Raw genomic sequence first — 13,236 nt, forward strand, 5'->3', positions numbered from 1 at the left:
GTCAGCGGGTGACGCGATAGATACCGATCTCACCCAACAGATTAGGCCACCAGCGGGCGAGTGCGCGCAGGCGGTGGTCGCGGTCCACGGCCAGGCGGTCGAGCACGCGCAGCTGCTGTTCGCGGCACAGCGCCTCGAAATCGCGGAAGGTGCAGAAGTGGATGTTCGGCGTGTTGTACCAAGTGTACGGCAGGAAGTCGGAGCGCGGCATCTCGCCGTGGCGCGCCAGGTACCAGCGGCAGCGCCAGTGGCCGAAGTTGGGGAAGGTGATGATGCAGGTCTTGCCGACCCGCAGCATGTCGCGCAGCAGGCGGTCGGGGTAGTGCACCGCCTGCAGGGTCTGGGTCATCACCACCACGTCGAAGCTGTCGTCGGCGAAGTGGTCGAGGCCCTGGTCGAGGTCCTGCTCGATGACGTTGACGCCGCGGTCCAGGCACTGGGCGATCTTGTCCGGGTCGCGCTCCAGGCCGTAGCCGTGCACCTGCTTGTGGTCGCGGAGGAAGGCCAGCAGCTCGCCACCGCCGCAGCCGAGGTCGAGGACCCGGCTGCCGGCGGGGATCCATTCCTGAATGATTTCCAGATCGGCACGCATGTTCGACGGCAGTCCTTACACGGCAATACGGTTCATGTAGCGGCCGAAGCCCTGGATGTAGCGCGGGCTCGGGATGAGGAAGGCGTCGTGGCCGTGGGCCGATTCGATCTCCAGGTAGCTGACGTTCTTCTTCGCGCCGACCAGGGCGTCGACGATCTCCCGCGAGCGCGCCGGCGAGAAGCGCCAGTCGGTGGAGAAGGAGATCACGCAGAAGTCGGCCCTGACCGGCTCGAGGGTCTTCACCAGATCGCCGGCATGGGCGGCGGCGGGGTCGAAGTAGTCCAGCGCCTTGGTCATCAGCAGATAGGTGTTGGCGTCGAAGCGCCCGGAGAACTCCTCGCCCTGGTAGCGCAGATAGCTCTCGACCTGGAATTCCACGCTGTGGAAGTCGTAGTTGAGCTGGTCGGTCTTCAGCTCGCGGCCGAATTTCTCGCCCATCGAGTCGTCGGACAGGTAGGTGATGTGGCCGACCATGCGCGCCAGCATCAGGCCGCGCTTGGGCACCACGCCCTGCTCCTGGAAGTGGCCGCCGTGGAACTCCGGATCGGTGAGGATGGCCTGGCGCGCCACCTCGTTGAAGGCGATGTTCTGCGCCGACAGCTTGGGCGCCGAGGCGATCACCACGCAATGGCGCAGGCGCTCGGGATGGCTGATGCTCCACTGCATGGCCTGCATGCCGCCGAGGCTGCCGCCGACCACCGCGGCCCACTGCTTGATGCCGAGGGCGTCGGCCAGGCGGGCCTGACTGTGCACCCAGTCCTCCACGGTCAGCACCGGGAAGTCGGCGCCGTAGGCGCGGCCGGTTTCCGGGTTGCGGCTGCCGGGGCCGGTGGAGCCGTTGCAGCCGCCGAGGTTGTTGAGGCTGACAACGAAGAACTTGCGGGTGTCGATCGGCTTGCCCGGGCCGATGCAGCTGTCCCACCAGCCCGGCTTGCGGTCGTCAGGGCTGTGGTAGCCGGCGGCGTGGTGGTGGCCGGAGAGCGCGTGGCAGATCAGCACGGCGTTGCTGCGCTCGGCGTTGAGGGTGCCGTAGGTTTCGTAGACCAGCTCGTAGTCGGCCAGCTGGCGGCCACAGGCGAGCGGGAGGGGATCCTTGAAATGCAGGACCTGGGGACTGACCAGGCCGACGGAATCTTCCGCGAAGACGGTGGGCATCGACCCTGCTCTCGAAAAGTGAAGTCGGCAAGTCTAAAGAGCGCGCCCCCGGGGGGCAAGGGCGCGGCGGAGGCGGGTAGGCTTCGAGTCGTAGGGTGGGTTAGCCGCGCAGCGGCGTAACCCACCAAGGATGCCGACAGGCATCCCGATTGCCAGCCTGGCGGCCGATTGGTGGGTTACGGCCTGCGGCCTAACCCACCCTACGTCGGGCGCCCGGCTTCGAGTTCGCCAGCCAGCTCCGTCGGCAGCTTCTGTGGCGCGCGGATGCGCACGCGCTTCTGCCGGTTCAGCTCGCCGCTCTCCAGCACGACCTGGCTCTTGGCCACGCCGAAGGCCTTGCCGAGGAAGGCCAGCAGGTGGGCGTTGGCCTTGCCCTCCACCGGCGGCGCGGTGAGGCGGATCTTCAGCCGCTCGCCGTGCAGCCCGGCGAACTCGTCCTTGCTCGCCTTGGGCTGCAGATGGCAGTCGAGGATCAGGTCCGCGCCGTCCCAGCGGAAGAACGCCATCAGAGGAACGGGCTGAGCAGCTGCGGCATGTGGGTCAGTACCGCGAGGTTCTTGATCACCAGCATGTCGATCAGCTGCAGGGCGAGGAAGGCGAAGATCGGCGAGATGTCCAGGCCGCCGAGGTTGGGCAGCAGGCGGCGGAACGGCATCAGCAGAGGCTCGCAGATCTGGTTGATCAGCTGCGCCGCCGGGTTGTAGCTGCCCGGCGCCACCCAGGAGAGGATCACGCTGACGATCAGGGCGAAGAAGAACACCTTGAGGAACAGCGCGGTGACGCCGATCACCGACCAGACCAGCAGCTGCGGCAGCACGCCGCCGATGCCGTAGCCCAGCAGCAGCAGGGTCAGCACCATCAGCAGCAGCTGGATCAGGATCGCCAGCACCAGCGAGGCCAGGTCCAGCCCGCCGAAGCCGGGGATCACCTTGCGCAGCGGGTTGAGCAGCGGCTTGGTGGCCTTCACCGCGAACTGGCTGAGCGGGTTGTAGAAGTCGGCGCGCACCAGCTGGAGGATGAAGCGCAGCAGGACGAGCAGCAGGTACAGGCTGCCGAGGGTCTGCAGTACGTAGACGGCGGCGGTGGTGAGTCCGTTCATCGTCTCTCCTTACTGGCCGAGCTGTTCGGCGAGCTCCGCCGAACGGCGGGCGGCGGCCTGCAGGGCCTGCTCGACCAGCGCCTCGAAGCCGCCGGCCTGGAAGGCGTTGATCGCCGCCTCGGTGGTGCCCTTGGGCGAGGTCACCCGGCGGCGCAGCTCGGCCGGGTCGACGTCGCTGACCAGCGCCATGCGTGCGGCGCCGAGGGCGGTCTGGCGCGCCAGCAGGCTGGCGGTCTCGGCGGACAGGCCGAGACGCTCGCCGGCGGCGGTCATCGCCTCCATCAGCAGGAAGAAGTAGGCCGGACCGCTGCCGGACACTGCGGTCACCGCGTCGATCTGCTGCTCGTCGTCCAGCCACAGGGCCAGGCCGACCGCCTCCAGCAGCGCCTCGGCCTGCTCGCGCTGGGCGGCGCTGGTGTGTGCGTTGGCGAACAGGCCGCTGGCGCCCTGGTGGAGCAGTGCCGGGGTGTTGGGCATGCAGCGCACGATGGCCTTGGCGCCCAGCCAGCGCTCGAGGCTGGCGCAGGGAATGCCGGCGGCGATCGAGACGATCAGCGCGTCGGCCGGCAGTACCGGCGCCAGCGCCAGGCAGACCTCCTTCATCACCTGCGGCTTGACCGCCAGCACCACGATGTCGGCGCCGGCCACTGCGGCGGCGTTGTCTGCGTACACCGTGATGCCGTGCTCGCGGGCGACGCGCTCGCGCTGCTCGGCAAAGGGTTCGCTGGCGCGGATGTTCTCGGCGGGCACAGCGCGGGCGATCAGGCCGCCGATCAGGCTGGTGGCCATGTTGCCGGCGCCGACGAAGGCGATACGCGGATGAGTCATGGTGAGATTCCTTGTCTGCTCGGGGGAGTCGCGCCTCAGGAGGCGGGGCTCGCGGATGATTTGTGAGAGTAGTCGCGGGCGCCGAACAGGGCGCTGCCGATGCGCACCCAGGTGGCGCCCTCGGCGATGGCGGCCTCGAGGTCGTCGCTCATGCCCATCGACAGGCTGTCGAGCGGCAGCGGCAGGCTGTCCTTCAGCTCGCGCAGGCGGGCGAAGGCGGCGCGCTGGGCGGCGACGTCGGGGGTCGGTTCGGGGATGGCCATCAGGCCGCGCAGGCGCAGGTTGGGCAGCGCGGCGACCGCGGCGGCCAGCGCCGGCAGTTCCTCGGGCGCGCAGCCGGATTTGCTGGGCTCAAGGCTGACGTTGACCTGCAGGCAGATGTTCAGCGGCGGCAGGTGCGCGGGGCGCTGGGCGGACAGGCGCTCGGCGATCTTCAGGCGGTCCACCGAGTGGACCCAGGCGAAGTGCTGGGCGAGCGGCTTGGTCTTGTTCGACTGGATCGGGCCGATGAAGTGCCAGACGAGGTCGAGGTCGGCGAGCTCGGCCTGCTTGGCCAGCGCCTCCTGCAGGTAGTTCTCGCCGAAATCGCGCTGGCCGCAGGCGAAGGCCTCGCGCAGGGCGTCGGCCGGCTTGGTCTTGCTCACCGCCAGCAACTGCACGTCCGCCGGCTCGCGGCCGCAGTATTGCGCTGCCTCACGGATGCGCGCTCGGACCTTTGCAATATTGTCGTGGATCGTGGACATTTGGTTCCGCTTTTCGCCCGGCCGCTACCTGTCGCGGCATTCTACCCGCTTGTTTGTGATTGGGGATCCCCATGGATATTACCGAGCTGCTGGCCTTCAGCGCCAAGCAGGGCGCATCCGACCTGCACCTCTCCGCCGGCCTGCCGCCGATGATCCGCGTCGATGGCGACGTGCGCCGCATCAACCTGCCGCCGATGGAGCACAAGCAGGTGCATGCGCTGATCTACGACATCATGAACGACAAGCAGCGCAAGGACTACGAGGAGTTCCTCGAGACCGACTTCTCCTTCGAGGTGCCCGGCGTGGCGCGCTTCCGGGTCAACGCGTTCAACCAGAACCGCGGCGCCGGCGCGGTGTTCCGGACCATTCCCTCGCGCGTGCTGAGCATGGAAGACCTCGGCATGGGCGAGGTGTTCAAGAAGATCTCCGACGTGCCGCGCGGCCTGGTGCTGGTCACCGGCCCGACCGGCTCGGGCAAGTCGACCACCCTGGCGGCGATGCTCGACTACATCAACAACAACAAGTACCACCACATCCTCACCATCGAGGACCCGATCGAATTCGTCCACGAGTCGAAGAAGTGTCTGGTCAACCAGCGCGAGGTGCATCGCGACACCCTCGGCTTCTCCGAGGCGCTGCGCTCGGCACTGCGTGAGGACCCGGACATCATCCTGGTCGGCGAGATGCGCGACCTGGAAACCATCCGCCTGGCGCTGACCGCCGCGGAAACCGGTCACCTGGTGTTCGGCACCCTGCACACCACCTCGGCGGCCAAGACCATCGACCGGGTAGTCGACGTGTTCCCCGCCGAGGAGAAGTCCATGGTCCGCTCCATGCTCTCCGAGTCGCTGCAGGCGGTGATCTCGCAGACCCTGCTGAAGAAGATCGGCGGCGGCCGGGTGGCGGCCCACGAGATCATGATCGGCACCCCGGCGATCCGCAACCTGATCCGCGAGGACAAGGTGGCGCAGATGTACTCGGCGATCCAGACCGGCGGCGCGCTGGGCATGCAGACCCTGGACGCCTGCCTGAAGACCCTGGTCAGCAAGGGCCTGGTCAGCCGCGAGGCGGCCAAGGAAAAGGCCAAGGCGCCGGAAAGCCTGTAACAGTCGCGCCGGCCGCCGCGGCGGCCGGCCCACGCCGCGCGGCGGGGCCGCGCAGGAACGTCGAGGTAAGCCATGGAATTCGAGAAACTGCTGCGCCTGATGGTCGAGAAGGGCGGCTCCGACCTGTTCATCACTGCCGGCGTGCCGCCGTCGATGAAGGTCAACGGCAAGATCCTGCCGGTGACCAAGAACCCGATGGCACCGGAGCAGACCCGCGAGACGGTGCTGTCGGTGATGAACGAGCAGCAGCGCCGCGAGCTGGCGGAAACCCACGAGTGCAACTTCGCCATCAGCGCTCGTGGCATCGGCCGCTTCCGCGTCAGCGCCTTCTACCAGCGCAACCTGGTGGGCATGGTGCTGCGCCGCATCGAGACCAACATCCCGACCTTCGATGACCTCAAGCTGCCCGAGGTGCTCAAGCAGCTGTCGATGACCAAGCGCGGCCTGGTGCTGTTCGTCGGCGCCACCGGCGCGGGCAAGTCGACCTCGCTGGCGGCGATGATCGGCTACCGCAACAAGAACGCCAACGGCCACATCATCTCCATCGAGGACCCGATCGAGTTCATCCACCAGCACCAGGGCTGCATCGTCACCCAGCGCGAGGTGGGCATCGACACCGAGTCCTACGAGGTGGCGCTGAAGAACACCCTGCGTCAGGCGCCGGACGTGATCATGATCGGCGAGGTGCGCACCCGCGAGACCATGGACTATGCGGTGGCCTTCGCCGAGACCGGCCACCTGTGCCTGGCCACCCTGCACGCCAACAACGCCAACCAGGCGCTCGACCGCATCATCCACTTCTTCCCGCCGGATCGCCACGATCAGGTGTGGATGGACCTGTCGCTCAACCTCAAGGCGATCATCGCCCAGCAACTGGTGCCGACCCCGGACGGCAAGGGCCGGCGCGCGGTGATCGAGGTGCTGATCAATACGCCGCTGGCCGCCGACCTGATCCGCAAGGGCGAGGTGCACGAGCTCAAGCCGCTGATGAAACGCTCCACCGAGCAGGGCATGCAGACCTTCGACCAGGCGCTGTACCAGTTGTACAGCAATGGCGAGATCACCTACGAGGACGCCCTGGCCCATGCCGACTCGGCCAACGACCTGCGTCTGATGATCAAGCTGGGCTCGGAGACCGACGCCGAGCACCTCAGCAGCGCGACCCAGACGCTCAGCCTGGAGCATGCTGAGGAGGATCGCCCCGGCCTGCGCCGCCGCTGATTGGCCGGGGAACCGCCGGCCAGCCGGGCGGGTCGAACGGGGGCAGCCTAGACTCCCAGGTCAGGGCCGTCGCGCTGTACGAGCCGAGGCTGCCGCCCCGTTATCCGCCTGGAGGACTGCATGACCACTCTGCATCAGGACACCCACAGCAAGGCGATCGGCTACCTGTTGTGGCTGTTCGGCTTTCTCGGTGCGCACCGCTTCTACTACGGACGGCCGGTCACCGGCACCATCTGGTTCTTCACCCTCGGCCTGCTCGGCATCGGCTGGCTGGTCGACCTGTTCCTGATCCCCGGCATGGACCGCGAGGCCGACCTGCGCTTCCACAGCGGGCGCACCAGCTACAACGTGGCGTGGATCCTGCTGACCTTCCTCGGCATCTTCGGCGTGCACCGCATGTACATGGGCAAGTGGCCCACCGGCATCCTCTACCTGCTGACCGGCGGCTTCTTCCTGATCGGCGTGCTCTACGACTTCTGGACGCTCAACGACCAGGTGTCGATCCGCAACGCCTGGCGCTTCTGAACCGTCCCCGAAACGACGAGGCCCGCCAATCGGCGGGCCTCGTCGTTTCGGGGCGGTGGATCAGCCTTCGTGGCTGACGCGGCCGCCCTGCAGGGTGTAGCGCACCGCGCCGGGCAGGCAGTGGCCGATGAACGGGCTGTTGCCGCCGCGCGACAGCCAGCGCTCGCCGGCCAGGGTCTGGGCCTTGGCGTCGAACAGCAGCAGATCGGCATGTTCACCGACCGCCAGACGGCCGACCGGCAGGCGCAGGGCGTCGGCTGGGCCGCAGGTCAGGCGGGCGAGCAGGGTCGGCAGGTCGAGCAGGCCGTCCTCCACCAGGGTCAGTGCCAGCGGCAGCAGCAGCTCGACGCTGCTGATGCCCGGCTCGGTGGCGCCGAACGGCGCCAGCTTGGCATCCGGCTCGTGGGGCTGGTGGTGGCTGGCGATAGCCGAGACCACGCCGGCCTGCACCGCTTCGCGCAGGGCGTCGCGGTCGGCGCGCGAGCGCAGCGGCGGCTGCACGTGGTAGAGGCTGGAGAAGCCCGTCAGCGCCTCGTCAGTGAGGATCAGCTGGTACATGGCCACGTCGGCGGTCACCGGCAGGCCGCGCGCCTGGGCGGCGGCGATCATCTCCACGCCGCGCGCGCTGGTCAGCTGGCTGAAGTGGGCGCGCACGCCGCTCTGCTCGACCAGCAGCAGGTCGCGGGCCAGCGCCACGGTCTCGGCGCTCTCCGGGATGCCCGGCAGGCCGAGGAAGCTGGCGGTGGGGCCCTCGTGGGCCAGGCCGCCCTCGGCGAGGTCGGCATCCTGCGACTTGAACACTACGGTGAGGTCGAAGGTGGCGGCGTATTCGAGGGCGCGGCGCAGCACGCGGTTGTTGGCCAGCGGCGCCAGGCCGTTGGTGAAGGCCACGCAGCCGGCGTCGCGCAGGGCGACCAGTTCGGCCAGCTGTTCGCCCTCCAGGCCCTTGGTCAGCGCGCCGATGGGGAACACGCGGCTGTGGCCGGCCGCTGCCGCGCGATCGAGGATCAGCTCGACCACCGCCGAGGTGTCCAGCACCGGCTTGGTGCGTGGCGGGCAGCACAGGCTGGTGACACCGCCGGCGGCGGCGGCACGGGTCTCGCTGGCGATGTTGCCCTTGCGGGTGTAGCCCGGTTCGCGCAGGCTCACCGCCAGGTCGACCAGGCCTGGCGCGGCGATCAGGCCGTGGGCCGATATCTGCTGTTCGGCGTCGAAGCCGGCCGGGGCGGTGCCGAGGGCGGCGATGCGGCCGTTGTCGATGTGGATGTCGCTGATCCGGTCGAGGCCGCTGGCCGGATCGATGAGGCGGGCGCCGTGGATGCTGAGTTTCACTGGGCGTCTCCCTGTGCGAGCTGGCGCTGGGCCTGCTGGCCGCTCATGGCCATGGACAGCACAGCCATGCGGATGGCGATGCCATAGGTTACCTGGTTGAGAATCACCGACTGGGCGCCGTCGGCCACCGCCGACTCGATCTCCACGCCGCGGTTGATCGGTCCGGGGTGCATGACGATGGCGTCCGGCTTGGCCAGTGCCAGGCGCTGCTCGGTGAGGCCGTAGAGCTTGTAGAACTCGCCCTGGCTGGGCAGCAGGCCGCCCTGCATGCGCTCGCGCTGCAGGCGCAGCATGATCACCACGTCGACGTCCCTGAGGCCGGCGGCGAGGTCGGTGTAGGCGTGCACGCCGTACTGCTCGATGCCGACCGGCAGCAGGGTCTTCGGCGCAATCACGCGGATGTCGGGGCAGCCGAGAGTCTTCAGCGCCAGCATGTTGGAGCGCGCCACCCGCGAGTGCAGGATGTCGCCGACGATGGCCACCGAGAGGTTCTCGAAGCTGCCCTTGTGACGGCGGATGGTCAGCATGTCGAGCATGCCTTGGGTCGGGTGGGCGTGACGGCCGTCGCCGCCGTTGATGATCGCCACCTCCGGGCAGACGTGCTCGGCGATGAAGTGGGCGGCGCCGGAATCGGCGTGGCGCACCACGAACATGTCGGCGGCCATCGCCTCGAGGTTGCGCAGGGTGTCGAACAGGGTCTCACCCTTGCTGGTCGAGGAGGTCGACACGTTGAGGGTGATCACGTCGGCGGACAGGCGCTTGGCGGCCAGCTCGAAGGTGGTGCGGGTGCGCGTGGAGTTCTCGAAGAACACATTGCACACGGTCTTGCCGCGCAGCAGCGGCACCTTCTTCACCGCGCGGGCACCGACCTCGAGGAAGGAGTCGGCGGTGTCGAGGATCTCGGTAAGCAGCTCGCGGGGCAGGCCGTCGAGCGACAGGAAGTGGCGCAGCTGGCCCTGGTCGTTGAGCTGCAACGGGCGCTTGGCGTCGGTTGGCGTCATCGCGGAATTCTCAGTGGGAGGCGGCGAGGGTCTGCAGCTCGAGGGCGAGCGGCGCGGGACCGAGCAATTTTACCCGCTGGTCGGGGGCCAGCGACAGGGTGGCGCCGAGCACGTCGGCACGGATCGGCAGTTCGCGGGCGTCGAGGTCGAGCAGGCAGGCCAGGGTCACGCTGGCCGGTCGACCATAGTCGAACAGGGCGTTGAGAGCGGCGCGCACGGTGCGCCCGCTCATCAGCACGTCGTCGATCAGCACCAGGTGGCGACCCTCGATGTCGAACGGCAGTTCGGAGGGGCGTACCTGCGGGTGCAGGCCGTGCTGGCTGAAGTCGTCGCGGTAGAAGGACACGTTGAGGATACCCAGCGGGGCATCGCCCTGGCCGAGCTCGGCGAGCAGGGCGCGGGCGACCCACACGCCGCCGGTATGGATGCCGACGAACAGCGGGTCATGGATGCCGCGGCGGGTCAGGTGGGCGCGCAGCTCGGCGGCCATCCTTGCGAGCAGGGCGGCGGGATCGGGCAGGGTCATGGACAGTCCTCGGGCAGTCAAAGCGGGGCGGCAGGCTGTTGCTCCAGCCAGCCTTCGAGCAACAGGGCGGCGGCCAGTGCGTCCACCGGGCGTTCACGATAGCCGTCGCGCTGGCCCTGGGCCAGGCGCTGGCCCTTGGCCTCGAAGGTGGTCAGGCGCTCGTCGTGGGTGAACACCGGCAGGCTGAAGCGGCCGTGCAGGCGGCGGGCGAACTTCTCGGCGCGCGCGCTCATCTCGCTGGGCGTGCCGTCCATGTTCAGCGGCAGGCCGACCACCAGGGCGTCCGGTTGCCACTCCTTGAGCAGGCGTTCGATCTGGCTCCAGTCCGGCACGCCGTTCTGCGCCTTGAGCACGCACAGCTCGCGGGCCTGGCCGGTGACGGCCTGGCCGACGGCGACGCCGATCTGCTTGCTGCCGTAGTCGAAGCCGAGCAGCAGGCGCGGGCCGCTCATGCGTGGCCGGCCTGGCTGGACAGCAGGCGCAGGTCGATGCCCAGCGGTGCGGCGGCGCGCTGCAGGCGCTGGTCGATGGCGACGTCGAACAGCACGGCGGGGTCGGCCGGGCAGGTCAGCCAGGCGTTGTCGATCAGTTCGGCCTCCAGCTGGCCGGCTTCCCAGCCGGAGTAGCCGAGGGCGATCAGGTGGCGGTCGGGGCCGCTGCCGTCGGCTATGGCCAGCAGCACGTCCTGGGAGGTGGTCAGCGCCAGCTCGCCGAGCTCCAGGGTGGCCTGGTAGTGCCAGCCCTGCGGATGGAGGACGAAGCCGCGCTCGCCGTGCACCGGGCCGCCGTCGAAGATCGGGACCTGCTGGCTGCGCTCGTCGGGTTCGCTGCCGGGGCGCAGCTGCACGAGCACGTCGGCGAGGGTCAGCTCGCTGGTCTTGTTGATCACCAGGCCCATGGCGCCGTGCTGGTTGTGTTCGACCAGGTAGATCACCGTCTGGGCGAAATGCGGATCGCCCATGTGCGGCATGGCGATCAGGAAGTGGTGCTTGAGGTAGCTGGGGGCTGTGTTGTTCATCGGCCTAGTTTCGAGCTTCGGGGGACTGGCTTCAAGTGTAGGCCGGCACGATGCTCGGCCGTCACTGGCTGGCCAGACGGTCGCCGCGTTCGAAACGCCAGGTGCGGATGATCTCCAGCACGTCGATGTCGCTGAGGTCGCCACTGAAGGGTGCGAACGGCGCCGACAGGCGGACGATGCGCAGGGCGGCCTGGTCGAGGATCGGCTGGCCCGAGGATTCCAGCACCTGCACCTCGCGCAGGGTGCCGTCGCGGTTGATCGCCACCAGCAGGCGCAGGCTGCCGTAGATCTGCTGGCGGCGGGCGGCGTCTGGATAGTTGAGGTTGCCGACCCGCTCGACCTTGCGCCGCCACTCCTCCTTGTACCAGGCGCCCTTGTCGCGCATGGTCGAGGCGGCGTTCAGGCGGTGGACGCGCGGGCGCTTGGCGTACAGCTGGCGCTCGTGGCTGAGCTGGGCCTCGAGGCTGGCGATCTCGTCGGACAGCTGGCTGCTGTCGAAGTCGGGGGTCGGCTGCGGCGGCTGCGGCGGCTTGGGCGTTTCCGGCTTGCTCGGGGCCCTGTCGCGCTGCGGGGCGCGAGTGGCGATGGCGGCCTGGGTGGTCTGCGGCGTGTCATTCGGCTTGGGCCGGGCCTGCGGCTCGACGCGGCGGATCTCGCTGTCCTGGAACGGCGCGAGTTCGGTGGTCTTCGGCGTGGCCTTGTGCTCCAGGCTGCCGCTGCCCTGCTGGTCGTGCTGGGCGAGGAAGTCGGCCTGCTTGGGCTGTTCCGCGCTCTTGAAGGTGGCCAGGGTGACGTCGAGGGTCTTGCTCACCATGCTCGGCTCGGGCAGGGCGAAGCTGACGCCGAGCAGCAGCGCCAGGTGCAGCGCGGCGGCAATGAACAGGGTGAAGCCCAGGCGGTCGGCTGGGCGCACGCTGGCGGCGGCGCGGAAGGGGGAGATGTTGACAGCTGCGTTCATCGGCGGGCGCATGACAGGGAATCGGCGCAGTCTGCCGTCGCCTCGGACAAAAGTCCATGAAGCACTCCGCGCCTTGAACTTTTGTCCGGGGGATGCCCGGCATGATGTGCCGGGCATCAACCTCAGGTTCGTTTGGCCAGCCGGCTGGCGATGACCTCCATCAGCTGGCCGGCGATGTCGGTGTGGAAGGCGGCGTCGATCTCGCGGATGCAGGTCGGGCTGGTGACGTTGATCTCGGTGAGGTGCTCGCCGATCACGTCGAGGCCGACGAACAGCAGCCCCTTCTCGCGCAGGGTCGGGCCGACCTGGGCAGCGATCCAGCGGTCGCGCTCGGTCAGCGGGCGCGCCTCGCCCCGACCGCCGGCGGCCAGGTTGCCGCGTGTCTCGCCCTGCGCCGGGATGCGCGCCAGACAGTAGGGCACCGGCTCGCCGTCGATCATCAGGATGCGCTTGTCGCCGTCCTTGATCGCCGGCAGGTAGCGCTGCGCCATGATCTGCCGGGTGCCGTGGCCGGTGAGGGTCTCGAGGATCACCGAGAGGTTGGGGTCGCCGGCGCGGTGATGGAAGATCGACGAGCCGCCCATGCCGTCCAGGGGTTTGAGAATGATGTCACGCTGCTCGGCGGCGAACTCGCGCAGAATGTCGACCCGCCGGCTCACCAGGGTCGGCGGCGTGCACTGCGGGAACTGCGTGGCGAACAGCTTCTCGTTGCAGTCGCGCAGGCTCTGCGGGCGGTTGACCACCAGCAGGCCCTGCCGCTCGGCCTGCTCGAGCAGATGGGTGCAATAGAGGAACTCGTTGTCGAACGGCGGATCCTTGCGCATCAGCACCACGTCCAGTTCGTGCAGTGCGAGATCCTGCTGCTCATCGAGGTGGAACCAGTGCTTGGGGTCGTGGAACACCTTCAACGGGCGAGTGCGGGCGCGAGCCTGGCCGTCGCGCAGGTAGAGGTCCTGCTGCTCCATGTAGAACAGCGACCAGCCGCGCGCCTGAGCGGCGAGCAGCATCGCCAGCGAGCTGTCCTTCTTGAAGGCGATGTGGGCAATGGGGTCCATGACGATGCCCAGGCGAACGCTCATAGGGGGTGTCCTCCACGACGAAACAGCGGCTCGAAGGCCGGGAAAAGGCGATT

The 13,236-nt window shown here is 68.6% G+C and carries 16 protein-coding genes; 3 read left to right on the top strand and 13 right to left on the bottom strand.

Translation table 11 applies throughout. The annotated features are described in order from the left end of the window. Window position 1: 1 nt before the first annotated feature. The 6 genes from metW to BLT78_RS18925 form a co-directional block, all read right to left on the bottom strand. Window positions 2-592, bottom strand: a complete 591-nt coding sequence (metW, locus tag BLT78_RS18900) for a methionine biosynthesis protein MetW (RefSeq protein ID WP_090351382.1) — start codon at window positions 590-592, stop codon at window positions 2-4. Between the two features lie 15 nt (window positions 593-607). After that, window positions 608-1,747 carry a homoserine O-succinyltransferase MetX gene (gene metX / locus BLT78_RS18905; protein WP_090351384.1) on the bottom strand — a complete coding sequence of 380 codons (1,140 nt, stop codon included), beginning with the start codon at window positions 1,745-1,747 and terminating at the stop codon, window positions 608-610. 200 nt (window positions 1,748-1,947) lie between these two features. Then, complete coding sequence (locus BLT78_RS18910) at window positions 1,948-2,253, bottom strand: DUF167 domain-containing protein (RefSeq protein ID WP_090351386.1); 306 nt, start codon at window positions 2,251-2,253, stop codon at window positions 1,948-1,950. Then, entirely contained in the window at window positions 2,253-2,846 is a 594-nt protein-coding gene (locus tag BLT78_RS18915) for a YggT family protein (RefSeq protein WP_090351388.1), read from the bottom strand. The genes BLT78_RS18910 and BLT78_RS18915 overlap by 1 nt, the downstream gene beginning before the upstream one ends. Before the next feature lie 9 nt (window positions 2,847-2,855). Beyond that, window positions 2,856-3,674, bottom strand: a complete 819-nt coding sequence (gene proC, locus BLT78_RS18920; protein ID WP_090351390.1) for a pyrroline-5-carboxylate reductase — start codon at window positions 3,672-3,674, stop codon at window positions 2,856-2,858. A 35-nt stretch (window positions 3,675-3,709) separates the two neighbouring features. Further along, on the bottom strand, window positions 3,710-4,417 hold the full coding sequence (locus BLT78_RS18925) for a YggS family pyridoxal phosphate-dependent enzyme (protein WP_090351391.1): 708 nt from the start codon (window positions 4,415-4,417) through the stop codon (window positions 3,710-3,712). A gap of 71 nt (window positions 4,418-4,488) precedes the next feature. Here BLT78_RS18925 and BLT78_RS18930 point away from each other — a divergent pair, with 71 nt between their 5' ends. The 3 genes from BLT78_RS18930 to BLT78_RS18940 all read left to right on the top strand — a co-directional run bounded on the left by BLT78_RS18930 (window position 4,489) and on the right by BLT78_RS18940 (window position 7,269). After that, complete coding sequence (locus tag BLT78_RS18930) at window positions 4,489-5,523, top strand: type IV pilus twitching motility protein PilT (RefSeq protein WP_090351392.1); 1,035 nt, start codon at window positions 4,489-4,491, stop codon at window positions 5,521-5,523. A gap of 72 nt (window positions 5,524-5,595) precedes the next feature. After that, window positions 5,596-6,744 (top strand): PilT/PilU family type 4a pilus ATPase, encoded by a 1,149-nt coding sequence (locus tag BLT78_RS18935; RefSeq protein ID WP_090351394.1) that lies wholly within the window; start codon window positions 5,596-5,598, stop codon window positions 6,742-6,744. Window positions 6,745-6,864: 120 nt separating this feature from the next. Next, a complete protein-coding gene (locus BLT78_RS18940; RefSeq protein ID WP_090351395.1) occupies window positions 6,865-7,269 on the top strand; it encodes an NINE protein in 405 nt (134 codons plus the stop codon). 60 nt (window positions 7,270-7,329) lie between these two features. Here the strand turns inward: BLT78_RS18940 and BLT78_RS18945 are convergent, their stop codons facing one another. The 7 genes from BLT78_RS18945 to gshB form a co-directional block, all read right to left on the bottom strand. Then, a complete protein-coding gene (locus BLT78_RS18945) occupies window positions 7,330-8,601 on the bottom strand; it encodes a dihydroorotase (protein WP_090351397.1) in 1,272 nt (423 codons plus the stop codon). Beyond that, window positions 8,598-9,602, bottom strand: coding sequence for an aspartate carbamoyltransferase catalytic subunit (locus BLT78_RS18950; RefSeq protein ID WP_090351399.1), 1,005 nt, complete (start codon window positions 9,600-9,602; stop codon window positions 8,598-8,600). Before BLT78_RS18950 ends, BLT78_RS18945 begins: the two co-directional genes overlap by 4 nt. 10 nt (window positions 9,603-9,612) lie before the next feature. Beyond that, window positions 9,613-10,128, bottom strand: coding sequence for a bifunctional pyr operon transcriptional regulator/uracil phosphoribosyltransferase PyrR (pyrR, locus tag BLT78_RS18955; RefSeq protein ID WP_090351400.1), 516 nt, complete (start codon window positions 10,126-10,128; stop codon window positions 9,613-9,615). A gap of 17 nt (window positions 10,129-10,145) precedes the next feature. Then, window positions 10,146-10,580, bottom strand: a complete 435-nt coding sequence (gene ruvX, locus BLT78_RS18960) for a Holliday junction resolvase RuvX (protein WP_090351402.1) — start codon at window positions 10,578-10,580, stop codon at window positions 10,146-10,148. Further along, the gene (locus BLT78_RS18965) at window positions 10,577-11,146 is read right to left on the bottom strand and encodes a YqgE/AlgH family protein (protein WP_090351404.1); all 570 of its coding nucleotides are present in this window, start codon (window positions 11,144-11,146) and stop codon (window positions 10,577-10,579) included. The genes ruvX and BLT78_RS18965 overlap by 4 nt, the downstream gene beginning before the upstream one ends. Before the next feature lie 61 nt (window positions 11,147-11,207). Further along, window positions 11,208-12,104: an energy transducer TonB gene (locus tag BLT78_RS18970; protein ID WP_090352415.1), complete on the bottom strand. Its 897-nt coding sequence runs from the start codon at window positions 12,102-12,104 to the stop codon at window positions 11,208-11,210. Between the two features lie 122 nt (window positions 12,105-12,226). Further along, window positions 12,227-13,183: a glutathione synthase gene (gshB, locus tag BLT78_RS18975; RefSeq protein ID WP_090351405.1), complete on the bottom strand. Its 957-nt coding sequence runs from the start codon at window positions 13,181-13,183 to the stop codon at window positions 12,227-12,229. Window positions 13,184-13,236 lie beyond the last annotated feature (53 nt).

Origin of the sequence: Pseudomonas oryzae (assembly GCF_900104805.1) — a bacterium.
Classification (GTDB): Bacteria; Pseudomonadota; Gammaproteobacteria; order Pseudomonadales; family Pseudomonadaceae; genus Geopseudomonas; species Geopseudomonas oryzae.